This is a genomic window from Ferrovibrio sp. GW821-FHT12F09 (genome assembly GCF_058806775.1).
Genome location: NZ_JBXAPZ010000001.1, coordinates 88738 through 106436 on the forward strand (window position 1 = coordinate 88738; position 17699 = coordinate 106436).

General features: G+C 65.1%; 19 protein-coding genes. 13 read left to right on the forward strand and 6 right to left on the reverse strand.

All coding sequences use genetic code 11. The features are described 5' to 3' along the window. Nucleotides 1-99 precede the first annotated feature (99 nt). From AC1ROB_RS00470 to AC1ROB_RS00480, 3 genes are all read left to right on the forward strand, one after another. Nucleotides 100-1125: an aspartate-semialdehyde dehydrogenase gene (locus tag AC1ROB_RS00470; RefSeq protein ID WP_492972735.1), complete on the forward strand. Its 1026-nt coding sequence runs from the start codon at nt 100-102 to the stop codon at nt 1123-1125. A gap of 256 nt (nt 1126-1381) precedes the next feature. Beyond that, a complete protein-coding gene (locus AC1ROB_RS00475) occupies nt 1382-1891 on the forward strand; it encodes a PAS domain-containing protein (protein ID WP_492972734.1) in 510 nt (169 codons plus the stop codon). After that, entirely contained in the window at nt 1888-2394 is a 507-nt protein-coding gene (locus AC1ROB_RS00480; protein WP_492972733.1) for a PAS domain-containing protein, read from the forward strand. The genes AC1ROB_RS00475 and AC1ROB_RS00480 overlap by 4 nt, the downstream gene beginning before the upstream one ends. Before the next feature lie 3 nt (nt 2395-2397). On the opposite strand, the gene pdxY is transcribed toward AC1ROB_RS00480, so the two are convergent. After that, nucleotides 2398-3252, reverse strand: a complete 855-nt coding sequence (pdxY, locus tag AC1ROB_RS00485; protein WP_492972732.1) for a pyridoxal kinase — start codon at nt 3250-3252, stop codon at nt 2398-2400. Between the two features lie 140 nt (nt 3253-3392). Here pdxY and AC1ROB_RS00490 point away from each other — a divergent pair, with 140 nt between their 5' ends. From AC1ROB_RS00490 to AC1ROB_RS00520, 7 genes are all read left to right on the forward strand, one after another. Further along, nucleotides 3393-4271: an HpcH/HpaI aldolase/citrate lyase family protein gene (locus AC1ROB_RS00490; protein WP_492972731.1), complete on the forward strand. Its 879-nt coding sequence runs from the start codon at nt 3393-3395 to the stop codon at nt 4269-4271. Between the two features lie 65 nt (nt 4272-4336). Next, nucleotides 4337-5407: a MaoC family dehydratase gene (locus AC1ROB_RS00495; RefSeq protein ID WP_492972730.1), complete on the forward strand. Its 1071-nt coding sequence runs from the start codon at nt 4337-4339 to the stop codon at nt 5405-5407. Between the two features lie 275 nt (nt 5408-5682). Continuing rightward, nucleotides 5683-6069, forward strand: a complete 387-nt coding sequence (sdhC, locus tag AC1ROB_RS00500; protein WP_492972729.1) for a succinate dehydrogenase, cytochrome b556 subunit — start codon at nt 5683-5685, stop codon at nt 6067-6069. 10 nt (nt 6070-6079) lie between these two features. Further along, nucleotides 6080-6475, forward strand: a complete 396-nt coding sequence (gene sdhD, locus AC1ROB_RS00505; RefSeq protein WP_492972728.1) for a succinate dehydrogenase, hydrophobic membrane anchor protein — start codon at nt 6080-6082, stop codon at nt 6473-6475. Between the two features lie 3 nt (nt 6476-6478). Continuing rightward, a complete protein-coding gene (sdhA, locus tag AC1ROB_RS00510; RefSeq protein WP_492972727.1) occupies nt 6479-8266 on the forward strand; it encodes a succinate dehydrogenase flavoprotein subunit in 1788 nt (595 codons plus the stop codon). Nucleotides 8267-8299: 33 nt separating this feature from the next. Continuing rightward, entirely contained in the window at nt 8300-9091 is a 792-nt protein-coding gene (locus AC1ROB_RS00515) for a succinate dehydrogenase iron-sulfur subunit (protein ID WP_492972726.1), read from the forward strand. A gap of 116 nt (nt 9092-9207) precedes the next feature. Then, nucleotides 9208-10557 (forward strand): pentapeptide repeat-containing protein, encoded by a 1350-nt coding sequence (locus AC1ROB_RS00520; protein WP_492972725.1) that lies wholly within the window; start codon nt 9208-9210, stop codon nt 10555-10557. Between the two features lie 9 nt (nt 10558-10566). Here the strand turns inward: AC1ROB_RS00520 and zapE are convergent, their stop codons facing one another. From zapE to AC1ROB_RS00540, 4 genes are all read right to left on the reverse strand, one after another. After that, on the reverse strand, nt 10567-11697 hold the full coding sequence (gene zapE, locus AC1ROB_RS00525; protein WP_492972724.1) for a cell division protein ZapE: 1131 nt from the start codon (nt 11695-11697) through the stop codon (nt 10567-10569). A 70-nt stretch (nt 11698-11767) separates the two neighbouring features. Next, nucleotides 11768-13267, reverse strand: coding sequence for a CoA-acylating methylmalonate-semialdehyde dehydrogenase (locus AC1ROB_RS00530; protein ID WP_492972723.1), 1500 nt, complete (start codon nt 13265-13267; stop codon nt 11768-11770). 114 nt (nt 13268-13381) lie between these two features. After that, a complete protein-coding gene (locus tag AC1ROB_RS00535) occupies nt 13382-13987 on the reverse strand; it encodes a glutathione S-transferase family protein (RefSeq protein WP_492972722.1) in 606 nt (201 codons plus the stop codon). A 15-nt stretch (nt 13988-14002) separates the two neighbouring features. Beyond that, nucleotides 14003-14983 carry an NAD(P)H-dependent flavin oxidoreductase gene (locus AC1ROB_RS00540; protein WP_492972721.1) on the reverse strand — a complete coding sequence of 327 codons (981 nt, stop codon included), beginning with the start codon at nt 14981-14983 and terminating at the stop codon, nt 14003-14005. Between the two features lie 104 nt (nt 14984-15087). Between AC1ROB_RS00540 and AC1ROB_RS00545 the strand changes: the two genes are divergently transcribed. Genes AC1ROB_RS00545 through AC1ROB_RS00555 form a run of 3 tightly spaced genes read left to right on the forward strand, consistent with a single transcriptional unit; the run spans nt 15088 to nt 17158 of the window. Then, the gene (locus AC1ROB_RS00545) at nt 15088-16002 is read left to right on the forward strand and encodes a LysR family transcriptional regulator (protein WP_492972720.1); all 915 of its coding nucleotides are present in this window, start codon (nt 15088-15090) and stop codon (nt 16000-16002) included. A 44-nt stretch (nt 16003-16046) separates the two neighbouring features. Continuing rightward, the gene (locus tag AC1ROB_RS00550) at nt 16047-16694 is read left to right on the forward strand and encodes a TetR/AcrR family transcriptional regulator (RefSeq protein ID WP_492972719.1); all 648 of its coding nucleotides are present in this window, start codon (nt 16047-16049) and stop codon (nt 16692-16694) included. Then, nucleotides 16691-17158, forward strand: a complete 468-nt coding sequence (locus AC1ROB_RS00555; RefSeq protein ID WP_492972718.1) for a DUF4442 domain-containing protein — start codon at nt 16691-16693, stop codon at nt 17156-17158. The genes AC1ROB_RS00550 and AC1ROB_RS00555 overlap by 4 nt, the downstream gene beginning before the upstream one ends. Before the next feature lie 3 nt (nt 17159-17161). Here AC1ROB_RS00555 and AC1ROB_RS00560 read toward each other — a convergent pair whose 3' ends face one another. Next, nucleotides 17162-17581, reverse strand: a complete 420-nt coding sequence (locus AC1ROB_RS00560) for a hypothetical protein (RefSeq protein WP_492972717.1) — start codon at nt 17579-17581, stop codon at nt 17162-17164. Between the last annotated feature and the right edge of the window lie 118 nt (nt 17582-17699).

The following is a 17699-nucleotide window of genomic DNA, read 5'->3' on the forward strand; positions in this document are numbered from 1 at the left end:
CTCGCCTGCCGGGCGCGGCCTGCCGGGCACCAACATTCGTCTCGTGTTCCCTTGTCCGCCGGGTGTCGATCTGCCGGACGCAGCGAAAGAAGGCCAGATATGACCTATAAGGTCGCCGTTGTCGGCGCCACCGGTGTGGTGGGCCGCGAAATGCTCAACATTCTCCACGAACGCAAGTTTCCGGTTTCGGAAGTGGTTGCTCTCGCCTCGCGCCGCTCGGTTGGCCGCGACGTCATGTTCGGCGACAAGCATATCAAGGTGAAGGCGCTGGAAGACTTCGACTTCCGCGGCACCGACATCGCGATGTTCTCGGCCGGCGGCGCCACCTCGAAGGAATGGGCGCCGCGCGTGGCCGCCCAAGGCGCCATCGTGATCGACAATTCCAGCCAGTGGCGCATGGATCCCGACGTGCCGCTGATCGTGCCGGAAGTGAATGCCGACGCCATCGCCGGCTATACCAAGAAGGGCATCATCGCCAATCCGAACTGCTCGACCGCGCAGCTCGTCGTGGCCCTGAAGCCGCTGCATGACCGCGCCACCATCAAGCGCGTCGTCGTCGCCACCTACCAGTCCGTCTCGGGCGCCGGCAACGAGGGCGTCAACGAGCTGGAGCGTCAGACCAAGCAGATCCTGGTCAACGATCCCGTCGTGCGCGAGAAGTTCACCAAGCAGATCGCCTTCAACGTCATTCCCCATATCGACGTCTTCATGGACGACGGTTACACCAAGGAGGAATGGAAGATGACGGCCGAGACCAAGAAGATTCTCGACCCGAAGATCAAGCTGACCGCCACCTGCGTGCGCGTGCCGGTGTTCATCGGCCATTCGGAAGCGATCAACATCGAGTTCGAGCAGCCGATCAGCGCCGAAGAGGCCAGCGAAATCCTCTCCACCGCGCCGGGCGTGCAGGTTCTGGATCGCCGTGAAGACGGCGGCTACATCACGCCGCTGGAATGCGCCGGCGACTACAACACCTTCGTGTCGCGCATCCGCGAGGACTTCACCGTCGACAACGGCCTGGTCATGTGGGTGGTTTCGGACAACCTGCGCAAGGGCGCGGCGCTGAATGCCGTGCAGATTGCCGAAGTGCTGGCGGCCCGCCACCTGAAGAAGCAGGCCGCGTAACCTTTCGTAGAAGCAGAAGAGTCTTTGCCTTCACGGGCCGCTGGCAACAGCGGCCCGTTTCTTTGCGGTTAACGGCAATCGTCTGCCTGCTGAGCGGCTGCAGGAATAACCATACCATTGACGCATTGCGCAACCGCGAAGGCTTCGCTGTAATGCCATTGCAAATGGCTATCCGCTTCCTTCCCCGCTCCACGCTCACGATGCAGCCGACCACACCTGACGGAACGCATCCGCATGACCGCAGGTTCGCGGCGCCATGACAGCATCCCTTGCACTGCCGGCCGACGCCCATCCGATGATCCGCCAGGCCCATGACTACTGGGCCTCGGTGCGGCCCGCACCCGACCTGCTGCCCGGCCGCCAGCATGTGGAACCGACCGCAATCCCAAAGCTGCTGTCGCATATCTGGATGATCGACGTCCAAGGCAATACCGATGACAGCGGGCCCCTGCGGTTCCGCTATCGCCTGCTGGGTACCGCGATCCGCCGCATCACCGAAGCCGGCGAAACCGTGGTGGGGCGCTGGCTCGACGAAGTCGATCCGGATTTCGTCAGCAGCGGCCGCTTCGAGGCCTTTGCCGGCCCGGTGCGCGACGGCCAGCTGCGCTATCGCCACGGCCAGCCGCAGTTTCCGCTCGGCCTGGATCATCTGACCATTGAGCGGCTGTTCCTACCGCTGGCTGCCGATGGGCGCAGGGTCGACATGCTGTTCTGCATCTCGCTGTTCCTCTCGGCCGGCCGCACGCTGATGGATCCCGGCGAATGAACGCGGATTTCACCCTGCCGCCCGACGCGCATCCGGCGATGCAGCAGGGCCTGGCCTATTGGCGCAGCGCCATACCGGGCCCTGGCCAGCTGCCCGGCCGCCAGCATATCGATCCGCTCGGCATGCCGGCGCTGCTGCCCTATGCCTGGCTACTGGAGGTGCATCCGCCGGAACCGGAGATGAGCATCCCGCGCTTCCGCTTCCGCTTGGTCGGCAGCCATGTCGATATCGGCTTCGGCGGCCCGAAGACCGGCAATTGGCTGCATGAGATGGAACCGGGCTTTGAAGCCGTGACCACGCGCTCGCGCAGTTTCGTCGCCGCCGCCAGCAATGGCGAGATCAGTCACCGGCGCGGCGTGCCGCGTTTTCGCATGAATGCCGATGCCGCCGAGGTCGAACGCCTGATCCTGCCTCTGGCAGCGAACGGGTATCGCGTCGACATGCTGCTGGGCTTCACCATCTTTTACGACGGTTACGGCGCCCTGGTGCGCGACATCCCGTAAGGATCAGCGCACGCGCTGGATGTCGGGCAAGACCTGCGGCGAGACCAGGGCCTCCTGCATCAGTTCCAGACGCATTTCCGGCGCCCGGTTTTCCAGGGCATCGCGCAGCAGCGTGAAAGTGGCGGCCATGGCAAACAGCAAGGCCTTCTTCGCCGGCTTGCCCTTGAGCGTGCGGGCCAGGAACAGCGACGCAAAGAGATCGCCCGCGCCTTTAGGCAGGCCCTCGCCAAGATCGGGCACGGAGGCCAGCCAGGCGCCCTCGGCATTCACCAGCAAGGCTTCCAGCCGGCCCGCGCCGCCATCCTGCCGGTGCAGGGTGGTGGCAATCACGGTCGACGGACCCTTGGTCCGCAGCGCATCGCAGGCCGAAAGCGCCGCGGGCAGCGACGCGATCGGCCCGCCGGTGAGATAGTCCAGCTCGAAACCGTTCGGTGTGATGATGTCGGCCGAGGGAAACAGTTTGTCGCGGATGAAGGCCGGCAGGGTGGGATCGACATAGAGTCCGCTGTCGGTATCGCCCATGACCGGGTCGCAAAGAAAGATCGCGTTCGGGTTGGCCGCCTTCACTGCCAGCGCGGCGCGACCGGCGGCCTCGGCCGTGCGCGGATTGCCGAGCCAGCCGAGCAGCACGGCGTCGATCCGGTTCCATTCCGGCCGGGTCTGCAGCGCGGCGATCCAGGCGTCCATTTCCTCGGGCGCCGTGGGCCGGTGCGCCGGCGGGCCGTAGGACGGGTTGAAGGCCAGCAGGCCGGTGGGCACCGGCCAGACCTCGATGCCTGAACGCTGCAGCGGAAACACGCCGGCATTGTTGCCGACATGGCCATAGATGACCTGACTCTGGATGCTGAGCACGCGCATGGCCGGGGGTCCCAAGGTCGTAATTACACGGACGATTCCTGTCGCGACGGAAACTTGCCACGACCCGGACCCCGATTATAGTGGCGGGGCCTTGTGCAATGCAGCATAGACAGAAACGACGACAACCGAGAGACAGCCGCATGACCGCCACCGCCCGCCCCCGCCGCAGCGTGCTCTACATGCCGGGTTCCAATGCCCGGGCGCTGGAGAAGGCCAGGACTCTGGCGGCCGATGCGCTGATCCTCGACCTTGAGGACGCCGTGGCGCCCGAGCAGAAGGCCCTGGCCCGCGAGCAGGTCTGCACGGCGGTGATCGCCGGCGGCTATGGCGGGCGCGAACTGATTATCCGCACCAACGGTCTCGACACGCCCTGGGGCATCGAGGATGTGATCGCCGCGGCGAAAGCCGGTCCCGATGCCATCCTGCTGCCTAAGGTGGAGACTGCTGCCCAGGTGCAGCAGGCCGAGCAGCTGCTCAACCAGCATGGCGCGCCGGACAAGACCGCGATCTGGTGCATGATGGAAACGCCGAAAGGCATCCTGCATGCCGAGACCATCGCCGGGTCGTCCAAACGTCTGTCCGCTCTCGTCATGGGCACCTCCGATCTGGTCAAAGACCTGAACGCGCAGCACACACCGCTGCGGCTTCCTGTTCTGACCGCGCTGGGCATCTGCATCCTCGCCGCCCGCGCCTATGGGCTGGCGATCCTCGATGGCGTGCATCTCGACCTTGATGATGAGGCCGGCTTCGAAGCCGCCTGCCGCCAGGGCCTGGACTTCGGCTTCGACGGCAAAACGCTGATCCACCCCAAGACCATCGACACCGCCAACCGCGTCTTCGCGCCCAGCGAAGCGCAGGTGGCCTATGCCCACAAGATCATCGCCGCCTTCGAAGCCGCATCGAAAGACGGCAAGGCGGTGGTGCTGGTGGATGGCAAGCTGATCGAGAACCTGCATGTAGAGCAGGCGAAGAAGCTGGCCGCCCTGGCCGACGCCATCGCGAAACTGCAGGCGGCTTAACCATTCCTTCGTCATCGGCGGGTCATGAAGATGACCCGCACAGGCGGATACAGGAAGATGAAGGCATGAGCGACAAGACCAATCCCGGCAATTTCTTCGAAGACTTCCGTCTCGACCAGGAAATCCGCCACGCCACGCCACGCACCATCACCGCCGGCGATGTGGCGCTCTATACCGCGCTCTACGGCACGCGCTTTCCAGCGCAATCGGCCGATACCTTTGCCCGCCGGCTGGGCCTGCGCGGCGCGCCGGTCGACGATCTGCTGGCCTTCCATGTGGTCTTCGGCAAAACCGTGCCGGATATCTCGCTGAATGCCGTCGCCAATCTGGGCTATGCCGAATGCCGCTGGCTCAGCCCGGTCTATGCCGGCGAGACCATCTACACGGTCTCACGCGTCATCGGCCTGAAGGAAAATTCGAACAAGAAAACCGGCATCGTCTATGTGCGCAGCCAGGGCTACAAGGATGGCGACGAGCTGGTGCTGGATTACGTGCGCTGGGTGATGGTGAAAAAGCGCGACGAAAACGCCGTCGTCGCCGATGAGCGCGTGCCGCCGCTGCTGGATCATGTCGCACCGGCGCAGCTGCGCCTGCCGCCCGGGCTGGATCTGGCCCATTACGACTGGACGCTGGCCGGCAGCCGCCATGGCTGGGAAGATTACGAGCCCGGCGAGAAGATCGACCATGTCGATGGCATGACCATCGAGGAAGCCGAGCATATGCTGGCGACGCGGCTGTACCAAAACACCGCGAAGGTGCATTTCGACCAGCATCGCCAGGGTCAGGACAAGCTCGGCCGCCGCCTGATCTATGGCGGCCATGTCATCAGCATGGCGCGTGCGCTCAGCTTCAACGGTCTGGCCAACGCCGCCTTCGTGCTGGCGATCAATGGCGGCCGCCATGTGAACCCCACCGTTGCTGGCAACACCATCTACGCCTGGTCACAGGTGATCGACAAAGCCGAGCTGGATGGCCGCAGCGATGCCGGCGCCCTGCGTCTGCGCACCCTGGCCCTGAAAGACCAGCCGGGCACCGCCTTCCCCGACCGCGACGCGGCCGGGAAATATCCCGACTGTGTGGTGCTGGAGCTGGATTACTGGGTGCTGATGCCGAAGCGGGAAAAACGGCGGCGATAAAGCCTTGGTCGACTGATTAGAACGATCGTTCGTTTTTCATAGATAAGAGCCGTTCGCAAGAGCGGCCTTCGGCGCGGGCTGAAACCGAAAATCCCTTGCAAGCCGGGGGTTTAGACGGTTAAAAACAGATTCGCACGATCATTGACTCAGCAGGGCCCCGGTCTAGTATCCGGCCTGCTTTTCGGGCGTCGAATCGGCTGCATTCCCCTGCTGTCGCCGGCGCACCGCCCCATCCAAGATGCCTGCGGGTCATGCCCTTGGGCGAAGGCGCAAAAATGGCGAACGTCGAACGACCGCTCTCTCCCCACCTGCAGATTTATCGCTGGCCCGTCACCATGGCGACGTCGATCCTGCATCGCGCCACCGGCTGCGGCCTGGCGGCCGGCACGCTGCTGCTGGCCTGGTGGCTGGTGGCGGCCGCGGCCGGTCCGGAATACTACGCGATGGTGCAGGCCTGCCTCGGCTCGTGGCTCGGCCGCCTGATCCTGCTCGGATTCACCTGGGCGCTGTTCTACCACCTGCTGAACGGCATCCGGCATCTCTTCTGGGACGCCGGCCATGGCTACAGCCTTCCGGTCGCCAACAAATCGGGCTGGGCGGTGATCGGCGGTTCGGTCGTGTTGACCGTGCTGGCCTGGATCCTGGCCTACGCCTGGAAGTGAGGAGCGCATCATGAGCAAGTCCATTCCGACCATGCGCACCCATCTGAAGAGCGTGCGCGGCCTGGGCGCCGCCAAGGAAGGCGTGCAGCACTGGTGGCTGCAGCGCATCACCGCCATCGCCATGATCCCGCTGCTGCTGATCATGCTGGTGACGCTGCTGAAGCTGGCCACCGGCGACCATGCCGCCGTCACTGCGGCCTTCAAGCATCCGCTGCTCGCCGTCGTCGCCCTGCTGAGCATCCTGGCCGTCTTCTGGCATATGAAGCTCGGCCTGCAGGTGGTGATCGAAGACTACGTGCATAGCGAAGGCCTGAAGATGGCCAGCCTGCTCGCCATCACCTTCGCTGCCTTCATCGTCGGCGGCATTGCCGCCCTGTCGGTGCTCAAGCTGTTCCTCGGAGTCTGACCCATGCCTGCCAGCTATCAGGTCCATGACCACTTCTACGATGTCGTTGTTGTCGGTGCCGGCGGCGCAGGTCTGCGCGCCACCATGGGCATGGCGGCGGCCGGTCTGAAGACCGCCTGCATCTCGAAGGTCTTCCCCACCCGCAGCCACACGGTGGCGGCACAGGGCGGCATCTCGGCCGCCCTTGGCAATATGGGCGAGGATAACTGGCGCTGGCATATGTATGACACCGTCAAGGGCTCCGACTGGCTCGGCGACCAGGACGCCATCGAATACATGTGCCGCGAGGCCGTGCCGGCGGTGATCGAGCTGGAGCATTTCGGCGTGCCCTTCAGCCGCACGGAAGAAGGCAAGATCTACCAGCGCGCCTTCGGCGGCATGACCAAGAATTTCGGCGAGAGCCCGGCCCAGCGCACCTGCGCCGCCGCCGACCGCACCGGCCATGCGATCCTGCACACGCTGTATCAGCAGTCGCTGAAATTCGACACCGAGTTCTTCATCGAATACTTCGCCCTCGATCTGATCATGGACGAGGAGGGCGCCTGCCGCGGCGTGATGGCCTGGAACCTGGCCGATGGCAGCATGCACCGCTTCCGCGCCCAGATGGTGGTGCTGGCGACCGGCGGCTATGGCCGCGCCTATTTCTCCTGCACCTCGGCCCATACCTGCACCGGTGACGGCGGCGGCATGGTGCTGCGCGCCGGTCTGCCGCTGCAGGACATGGAATTCGTGCAGTTCCATCCCACCGGCATCTACGGGTCGGGCTGCCTGATCACCGAAGGCGCGCGCGGCGAAGGCGGCTATGTCGTCAACTCCGAAGGCGAACGCTTCATGGAACGTTACGCACCCTCCGCCAAGGACCTGGCCTCGCGCGACGTCGTCAGCCGCGCCATGACCATGGAAATCCGCGAAGGCCGTGGCGTCGGCAAGAACAAGGACCACATCTTCCTGCATCTGGATCATCTCGATCCGAAGATCCTGCACGAGCGCCTGCCCGGCATCTCGGAAAGCGCCAAGATCTTCGCCGGCGTCGACCTGACCAAGCAGCCGATCCCGGTGCTGCCGACCGTGCATTACAACATGGGTGGCATCCCGACGAACTATCATGGCGAAGTGCTGACCCTGAAGGACGGCAACCCCGACAGCGTCGTGCCCGGCCTGATGGCTGTGGGCGAAGCCGCCTGCGTATCGGTGCATGGCGCCAACCGCCTGGGTTCGAACTCGCTGATCGATCTGGTCGTCTTCGGACGCGCCGCCGCCATCCGTGCGGCGCAGACGGTCGAGAAGGGCGCCAAGCATCGCGACATCAAGGGCGCCGGCGACGATGCACTGGCCCGCCTGGACAAGTTCCGCAATGCCAAGGGCGGCCATTCGACCGCGCAGATCCGCGACAAGATGCAGCGCACCATGCAGAACAACTGCGCGGTGTACCGCACCGGCGACGTGCTGAAGGAAGGCGTCGGCCTGATCGACGAGGTCAACAAGCTGATGCCCGACGTGTCGGTGCAGGACCGCTCGCTGGTCTGGAATTCCGACCTGGTGGAAACGCTGGAGTTGGACAACCTGATCGGCCAGGCCGTGGTCACCATGCACTCGGCCGAGAACCGCAAGGAAAGCCGCGGCGCCCATGCGCGTGAGGATTACTCCGATCGCGACGACAAGGAATGGATGAAACACACCCTGTCGTGGTTCGGCGACAAGGGCAATGTCACCATCGACTACCGTCCGGTGCATACCTACACGCTGTCGAACGAGATCGCCTATATCGAGCCTAAGAAGCGCGTGTACTGAGCGCTACGCAGAAGAAACAAGGACACCTTCCCCATGGCCGAGTTCGCGCTGCCGAAGAATTCCAAGATCACCGAGGGCAAGACCTTTGCCCTGCCGCCGGCCAAGGCCGGCGAGGATCGCCGCATCAAAAAATTCCGCGTCTACCGCTGGAACCAGGATGACGGCAAGACCCCGCAGGTCGACACCTTCGAAGTCGACATGAACGACTGCGGCCCGATGGTTCTGGACGCCCTGATCAAGATCAAGAACGAGGTCGATCCCTCGCTCACCTTCCGCCGCTCCTGCCGCGAGGGCGTCTGCGGCTCCTGCGCCATGAATATCGATGGCGGCAATACGCTGGCCTGCACCAAGGCCTGCGAGGATATCGACGGCGACGTTAAGATCTATCCGCTGCCGCATATGCCGGTGGTGAAGGACCTGGTGCCCGATCTGAGCAACTTCTACGCCCAGTATGCTTCGATCGAGCCGTGGATGAAGACCCAGAGTCCGGCGCCGACCCGCGAGCGCAAGCAGTCGGCCGAGGAGCGCAAGAAGCTCGATGGCCTCTATGAGTGCATCCTCTGCGCCTGCTGCTCCACCTCCTGCCCCAGTTATTGGTGGAATTCCGACCGTTATCTCGGCCCGGCCGTGCTGCTGCAGGCCTATCGCTGGATCGCCGACAGTCGTGACGAGATGACCGGCGAGCGACTCGACAACCTGGAAGACCCCTTCCGGCTCTATCGCTGCCACACCATCATGAACTGCGCCCAGACTTGCCCAAAGGGGCTAAATCCGGCGCAGGCGATCGGTGAAATTAAGAAGCTGATGGTGGAACGGCGCGGCTGATCTGCTAAATTGCGGCCAAAGTCGAGGGGGAGACGGCTGGATTGGCATAGCCGATTCGCGCTAAATTTGCGGTCGAATCATCTGTTCATGGGTTCCAGGTAAGGCCGCATAGCGTTATGGGCGATTTCACCCGCGGGGCTCCCGCGCATCTGACAAAAGTCAGCGCAGACAAGCTGCGTGATGTATTGCGTGAGCATGAGGCCCATCTTGCCGGCAAACCCGGTGCGCAGCCGGCCATGCTGGCGTTTTCCGATCTTTCCGATGCCGACCTGTCCGGGGCCAATCTGACCCTGGCCGATCTGACCGGCGCGCGCCTGCATCGTGCGCGACTGGATGGCGCCAAACTCTCCATGTCGAAATGCGGCGGTTCGGACTTCCGCAATGCCACGCTGGACGGCGCCGACATGCGCTGGGCCGATCTGCGCGGCGCCTGCCTGCGCGCCGCCGGCCTGAACGATGCCAACATGGCCGAATCGAACGGCGCCGAGGCCCTGGCCCCCACCTATGACTCCGAAGGCCGCATGAGCGACAACGGCCCGGCCAAACGCGCCATCGATCTGTCCGGTGCCTCGGTGCAGCGTGCCGATATGTCCGGCGCCCAGCTGCCCAAGGCCTTCGCCCTGCATGCCGACTTTGCCGACGCGAATCTCGATGACAGCAATCTGCGCGGGGCCGACCTGCGCAAGGCCCAGTTGATGTCGGCCCGCCTGGAAGGCGCCGATCTGCAGCAGTCTGATTTCTCCGGCGCCAACCTCTCCGGCGCCAGCCTCTCCGGCGCCCAGATCGGCGGCGCCAATTTTGCCGGCGCCGATCTGCGCGGTGCCCTCGTCGATGCCGCCACCCGCAGCCTGCCGGAACTGGCCAGCGCCATCTTTGCCGCCGCTTCGCGCCACAGCATCGAGGATCTGAGCGAGGTGCTGCGCCATCATGAACTCTGGGTGCATTCGGAAGGCCGCCAGGGTCTGCGCGCTGACTTGAGCGATTTCGATTTCTCCGGCCGCGACCTGCAGGGCATCAACCTGATGGGCGCCCTGCTGGAACGCGCCTGCTTCAAGGGCGCGACCCTGACCAATGCCAATCTGGCCTTGGCGCGGCTGAACTTCGCCGACATGCGCAATGCCATCCTGACCCGGGCCAACATGCGCGGCGCCAGCCTGGCGCGCGCGACGCTGGACGGCGCCGATCTCTCAGGCGCCAACCTCGCTGCCATCAAGGACGAGGCGCCGAATGCGCGCGCCGCCCGCACCAATCTGGGTGCTGCCAAGCTGAAGAAGGCCCTGCTGATCGCCTGCAATCTGAGCGGCGCCAGCCTGGTCGCCGCCGATCTGCGCGATGCCAATCTCTCGGGCGCCGATCTCTCGGGTGCCGATCTCACTGACAGCCGCTTTGCCGGCGCCAACCTGACCGGCACCACGCTGAACAATGCGCGGCTCGACCGCGCGCGCGATCTGCTGCTGCCGAACTAGGCCGCCCGTTTATTCCGCTATGTGCGGCAGGGCGCGGTAGTCTTCGCTCTGCATCTCGTTCAGTCGCGACACGCAGCGCTGGAATTCAAACGCCCCCTCGCCTTCGGGATAGAGCGTTTCCGGCGGCGCATCGGCCGTCGCCGCCAGCTTGGTCTTCGCCTCATAAAGCGCATCGACCAGGGTGACGAAGCGTTTTGCCTCGTTGCGCCGCGCCGGACTGAGCGTCGGGATGTTGTCGATCATCACCGTGTGAAAGCTTTTGGCGATGGCGAGGAAATCCGCCGGGCCGAGCGGCTGTTCGCACAGATCGCCAAAGGTGAAGCGCGCGACGCCGCGCGCCTGGCAGGGGATCTTCAGTTTGCGCCCGAGCAACTCGATCTCGCTCGCCTCGCCTTCGGCATCGTCGGTCTGCAGGTTCCAGATGCGATCCAGCGCGATGGTGGATTTGGCGCTCATCGGGCTGAACCAGACCGGCGATTTCTGCAGGCGCTGCAGCCGGTAGTCGCGGCTGGCGGCCAGATGCAGCACGTCCAGCTTCTCCTTGAACACGGCGATGAAGGGCAGGAACAGGCCGCGGTTGATGCCATTCTTGTAGAGATCGTCGGGATGGCGGTTCGAGGTAGCCACCACCACCACGCCGCGGTCGAACAGCTTCTCGAACAGCCGGCCGAGGATCATCGCATCGGCCACGTCGCTGACCTGCAGTTCGTCGAAGCAGAGCAGCCAGGTGGCCCTGGCGATCTTCCTGGCCAGCGGGCGGATGGGATCGTCGCCGCCGGCCTTCTTCTCGGCGTCATCCTCGGGCAACTTGCGATACCTGAAGATTTCCGCATGCACCTCCTGCATGAAGGCATGGAAATGCACGCGGCGCTTTTTCTCCACCGGCGCCTGGGCGAAGAACAGATCCATCAGCATGGATTTACCGCGGCCGACATCGCCGTAGATGTAGAGGCCCTGCGGCGCCGGCTCACGCTTGCGCCCGAAGGACAGCTTCTGCAGCCAGGTATCCTCGCCGCCCGGCTGATACTGGACCAGCCGACGGCCTAGCAGCTCCAGTTTTTCGGCCGCCAGCGCCTGGGCCGGGTCTTCCGCCAGTTCGCCGGACTGCAGTTTGGCGCGATAGGTTTCGAGGATCGACATGAGACCTGTTTAAAACAGAACGGGCGGCAGAGTCACCTGCCGCCCGTACCGGTTCGGGGCAGAGCCCGGTTTACTTCATCGTCGGGATGTTGAACTCGGCGCCCGAGCGGATGCCGGTCGGCCAGCGTGCCGTCACCGTCTTGATCTTGGTGTAGAACTTCACGCCTTCCGGGCCATGCTGGTTGGTGTCGCCAAACGCCGACTTCTTCCAGCCGCCAAACGTGTGGAAGGCCAGCGGCACCGGGATCGGCACGTTGATGCCGACCATACCGACCTGGACCTTGGCGGCGAAGTCGCGGGCGGCATCGCCGTCGCGGGTGAAGATCGCCACGCCATTGCCGAATTCATGTTCGGTCGGCAGTTTCGCGGCTTCCTCGAAGGTCTCGGCGCGCACGACGCCCAGCACCGGCCCGAAGATCTCTTCCTTGTAGATGCGCATGTCGGGCGTGACATTGTCGAACAGGCACCCCCCCATGAAGTGGCCCTTCTCGTAGCCCTGCAGCTTCAGGCCGCGGCCATCCACCACCAGCTTGGCGCCTTCCTTGACGCCGGTATCGACATAGCCCTTCACCTTGGCCAGATGCTCTGCCGTCACCAGCGGGCCCATTTCGGAATCCTTGTCGGTGCTGGGGCCGATTTTCAGCGCCCGCACGCGCGGCGCCAGCGCCTCGACCAGCCGGTCGGCGGTGGCTTTACCGACAGGCACCGCGACCGAGACCGCCATGCAGCGCTCGCCGGCCGAACCATAGGCGGCGCCGATCAGCGCATCCACGGCCTGGTCCATATCGGCATCGGGCATGACGATCATATGGTTCTTGGCGCCGCCCATGGCCTGCACGCGCTTACCATGCGCCGCCGCCGTGGCGTAGACATACTGGGCGATCGGCGTCGAACCGACGAAGCTGACGGCTTGAATGCGCGGATCGGTGAGCAGCGTGTCGACCGATTCCTTGTCGCCGATCACGCAGTTCAGCACGCCCGGAGGCGCGCCGGCTTCCAGCATCAGTTCGGCCAGCTTCAGCGGGCAGGACGGGTCCTTTTCGCTGGGCTTGAGGATGAAGGTGTTGCCGGCGGCAATGGCGACGCCGAACATCCACATCGGCACCATGGCCGGGAAGTTGAACGGCGTGATGCCGGCGACGACGCCGAGCGGCTGGCGCATCGAATAGACGTCGATGCCGCGCGCCACGTTATCGGAATACTCGCCTTTCAGCAGATGCGGGATGCCACAGGCGAATTCAACGACTTCCAGGCCGCGCTGCAGCGAGCCCTTGGCGTCCGAGATCACCTTGCCATGCTCGTTGGCGATCAGTTTCGCGATCTCGTCGGCGTTCTTCTCGCACAGCTCCTTGAACTTGAACATGACGCGGGCGCGCGTCAGCGGCGAGGTCATGCTCCATTCGGCAAAGGCCTTCTGGCTGTCGGCAATCGCGCCTTCCACCTCGGCCCTGGTGGCCAGCGGCGCCTTCGACGCCACTTCGCCGGTGGTCGGATTGTAGACATCGAGGAAGCGGTCGGACTGGCCCGCCACCTTCTTGCCGCCGATGAAATGATGCAACTCGCTCGCCATGTTTCACTCCCAGGAACGGGCCTTCCGGGCCCAGTAAGACCCGGCGACTCTAAAGCCCGGACCGGCGATGACAAGAGCCGGACCGGGCTTAATGAATCCCGTTCACCCGAGGTATCAGTCCGGGCGGGTGGCCTGCATGGAAGGCCGCGCGGCCACGACATCATACCAGTCGGCCAGGGCCGGATACTGCTGCCACCAAGGGATATCGCGCAGACGAAACTGCAGATAGCCGAGCGCGCAGGCCAGTCCGATATCGCCCAGGTCGAACCGACCGGGCACCGGCTCGAAACCGGTGGCAATGTGCTGCAGTGCACGCTCGACGGCGGCACGCTGACGCCGTACCCAGTCTTCCCACTGGCCACCCGCCGGACGACGACGCTCGATGGTGGCAATGAAGCTGGCATCGATCAGACCCTGGCACAGGCCGGCACGCGCCAGCACCGGCAGCCGCAGCCGTCCCTCGGCCGGCAGCAACAGCGACGCGCCGCCGCCGATCACATCCAGCACCTGGATGATGGCATCGCTTTCCGTCACCACCGTGCCGTCTTCCAGCGCTAGCGCCGGCACCTTGGATAGCGGCGTCACACGCAGCAGCTCGGGCGGATCGGCCCAGGGGTCGGTCTCGACGAAAGCCACACGATCCTGCAAACCCTTTTCCAGCACGGCGACGCGGGCCTTGCGGGCGTAAGGTGAGGTCTGGTTGTAGAACAATTGCATCATCACAGGATCTCTCGTTTACGCCGCGATCTGGCCTGACAGCCGCGCCAGCACATCTTCCGCCTGCTGCACCATGGTTTCCATCACCGTCTTTGCCGGCAGCACGGCGGCAATGGTATCGGCAGATTCGCCCGCAATGACAGCGGCTGTATCGAAGTCACCAGCCGCACGCGCCGCGCGGTAGCGCGCAGACTCCTCGCGGATATTGCGCATCAGTTCCACCTCGCGGCCGATCCAGCGCCGCGCATGGTCGTTGACGAGGCAGCGACCGTTGAACGGCGCCGGCCAGACATTCTCGCGCGAGATATCGAAAACGATGCTGCGGGCGGTATCGTCGCCCGAGGCCGCACAGATACGCGCCTTGGCGTCGTCGAAGCCGGCCGCCTCAGGGGTGGCGTAGAAGCGCGTGCCGACCAGCACGCCGGCAGCGCCCAGGGTCAGCGCCGCCGCCAGGCCGCGGCCGTCGCCGATGCCACCGGCCGCCACCACCGGGATCCTGGCCGGTACGGCATCCACCACCGCCGGCACCAGACCCAGCGTGCCGCGCGACACGCCGTGGCCGCCGGCCTCGCCGCCCTGCGCCACGATGATATCGGCGCCTTCGGCGGCCGCCTGCTTTGCCATCGCCACCGTCTGTACCTGGCAGATCGCCAGCGCCCCGGCCGCCTTGATCCTGTCGACAAACGGCGACGGATCGCCGAAGGACAGCATCACCGCAGCCGGACGGGCTTCCAGGGCGATCTCCAGCAGGCGGGGCTGCTTGGCCAGGCTCCAGGTGATGAAACCGATACCGAACGAGCGCCGGGCCGGCTGCGCCGCCAGACGGCCCAACTCGCGCCGCAGCCAGACCTCGTCGCCATAACCGCCGCCCAGGATGCCGAACCCGCCGGCGGCGCTGACCGCGTCGCAGAGCGTGGCATCGGCCACCAGGTCCATGGGGGCAAGCAGCACCGGATGACGGATGCCGAGGCGGCGGGTCAGGGTGGTGGAGAGCGGCATGACGGGTTCCTTGTAAAAAAAGCCCTGCCATTCTAGCCACGGCATGATATTCTAAATAATGAAATATAGTGAATTTAACGATCTGTTTTACAGATAGGTGGCCAATGGAGATTTCCGATCTCGCCTTTTTCCAGGCCGTGGCCCGCTGCGGCAGCATCAGCAAGGCGGCCCAGCAGCTCAACACCGTGCAGTCGAATGTGACCATGCGCATCAAGCTGCTGGAGGAGAAGGTCGGCCTGCCGCTGTTCAGCCGCCACAGCCGCGGCATGATCGTCACCGATGCGGGCCAGCGGCTGCTACCCTATGCTCAGCAGGTCGCCGCCCTGATCGCCGAGGCCAAACGGGCCGCCCGCGACGACGGCAGCGTGCGCGGCCCACTGCGGATCGGCGCGATGGAGACCACGGCGGCCGTGCGCCTGCCGCCGGTGCTGGCCGGCTATCACGCGCAATATCCCGATGTGCAGCTGGATGTCACCACCGGCCCGACGGCAGCGCTGCTGGACAAGGTGCTGGATCACAGCCTGGAAGGCGCGTTCGTCGCAGCGCCGGTGGAGCATCCCGATCTGGTCACCACGCCCGTCTTCCGCGAGGAGCTGGTGCTGGCGATGGCCAGGTCCTGGCCCGATATTAACGCCTATCGCGCCGCCAACAGCACCATCACCGTCATCGTCTTCCGTCAGGGCTGCTCCTACCGCCAGCGGCTGGAGCAGTATTTCTCCGGTCAGGGCTGGTTGCCGCTGCGGCGGCTGGATTTCGGCACCGTGGAGGGAATCCTGGGCTGCGTGGCCGCCAATGTTGGCGTCACCCTACTGCCCCGGGCCGCCGTGATGCGCAGCGCCATCGGCGACAGCGTCCGTATCCAGCCGATCGCCCACACCGATGCCATGGTCGATACCCTGTTCGTGCAGCGCCGCGATTCCTATGCCAGCGCGGCCCTGCGCAGCTTCATCACGGCCTGCCACGCAGCCCCGGGCGATGACGCAGCGTTAGCGGCGGGACAGCGGATCCGCGCTGCCTAGAATTTTATTCTAGAAATTAATTCTACTGCCCGCTATAAAGAGGCATGAGCAAACCTGCCCGCCGTCCTGCAGTTCTGCGCCCCCGACCCGCGACCGAAACCGGCAGCAAGCCGCGCGCCCTGATCGCCGCCCTGGCGCTGTTCGATGCCCACGGCGTGGAGGCCACCACCATCGAGCAGGTGCGCGATGCCGCGGCCGTATCGGTCGGCAGCCTGTATCACCATTTCGGCAGCCGCGAGGGCCTGGTCTCCGCGCTATATGAGGATCTGCTGACGCGCTATCGCGCCGCCATAGCAGCCGAACTGGCCCGGCATGACAGCGCGCGCGCCCTGCTGGACGGCTTTGTGAAAACGCATATCGGCTGGTCGCTGCAAAACCCGGCCGCCGCGCGCTTCCTGGCCGAACACCGTCATCACCCGGCACTGGGCGAAGCCGAAACGCGGCTGCAGAGCGGGACCACGGATTTCCTGCGTCCGTTGCTGCTGCTGCTCAAGCCGGCGATCACCGCCGGCATCCTGCGGCCGCTGCCGCCCGAACTGCTGCTCAGCCTGGTGCTGGGCCCGGTGCAGACCTGGCTGCGCATGCAGCGCGGCGGCCATGCCACGCTCAAGGCCGACAGCGCCGCGCGCAAACTCTCCGACCTGATCTGGGACGCCATCGCCGTCCCCACCGCTGCGAGGAAAGCAAAATGACCAACACCCCCACCGTGCTGCGCCAGTGGTCCAGCCTTAGCCGCCTGCCCTTCGGCCGCCGCCTGTTCAGTTGGCTGGTCGGCTATACCGTGCCCTATGCCGCCAGCATCAGCGCCCGCGTCGAGCAACTGTCACCGGGTCTGGCGCGCACGCGAATGGATGATCGCCGCAAGCTGCGCAACCATCTGCGTTCGCTGCATGCGGTGGCGCTGACCAACCTGGCCGAGCTGACCGGCAATCTGGCGATCATGAGCCGCCAGCCGGCGCAGGGCGCGCGCTGGATTATTACCGGCTTCGACAGCGAATATCTGAAAAAGGCCCGCGGTGCGATCACCGCCTCTTGCGAACTGGCGCCGCTCGACTGGACGGCTGCGCAGCATCTGGAAGGCCGCGTCGAACTGCGCGATGCCGCCGGCGACCTGGTGATGCTGGCCCGACCGCGCTGGAAGATCGGCCCGGCGTAATCCCTACTGAACCGTACCGGTCGTCTCACCCGGACGACGCTGGATCTGCAGTTCGGGCAGGGCCGCGTTGCTGTCCATCGGCGCCGTGGTGACCGGCAGGCCGCTGTCCGGTTTCGCCGCCACGGTTTCGCCATCGGCCGATGGCGTAGCGACGGCAGCCGGCGTTTCCGGCGTAAACGGGGCCTGCATCGACTGTACCTGCCCCTGCGTTGGCGTCGTGTCGCTCTGGACGGCCGGCGGCGCCAGGGTCTGCACCGGTGTGGTCTGGGCCAGCTGATGGCGCGACTGGAAAACCGCCGGCGCGCTGCCGGGCAGCAGGCTGACCGGCGCACCCCTCGCCTGGGCCAGGGCCGGCACGTCGATCAATGCCGCCGCCGTCAGAGCTGCAAGTCCTGTCGCAATTGCTGCAATCCTGCGCATCATTGTCGCCTCCGGCGGCTGCCTGCCGATTGACATAACTGCGGCGCAGCGTTGCCGTTCCAGACCCCGGAAAATTTGCAGGATCACACAAGGTCACAGGCTGGTCACTGCGGCCGGCCAC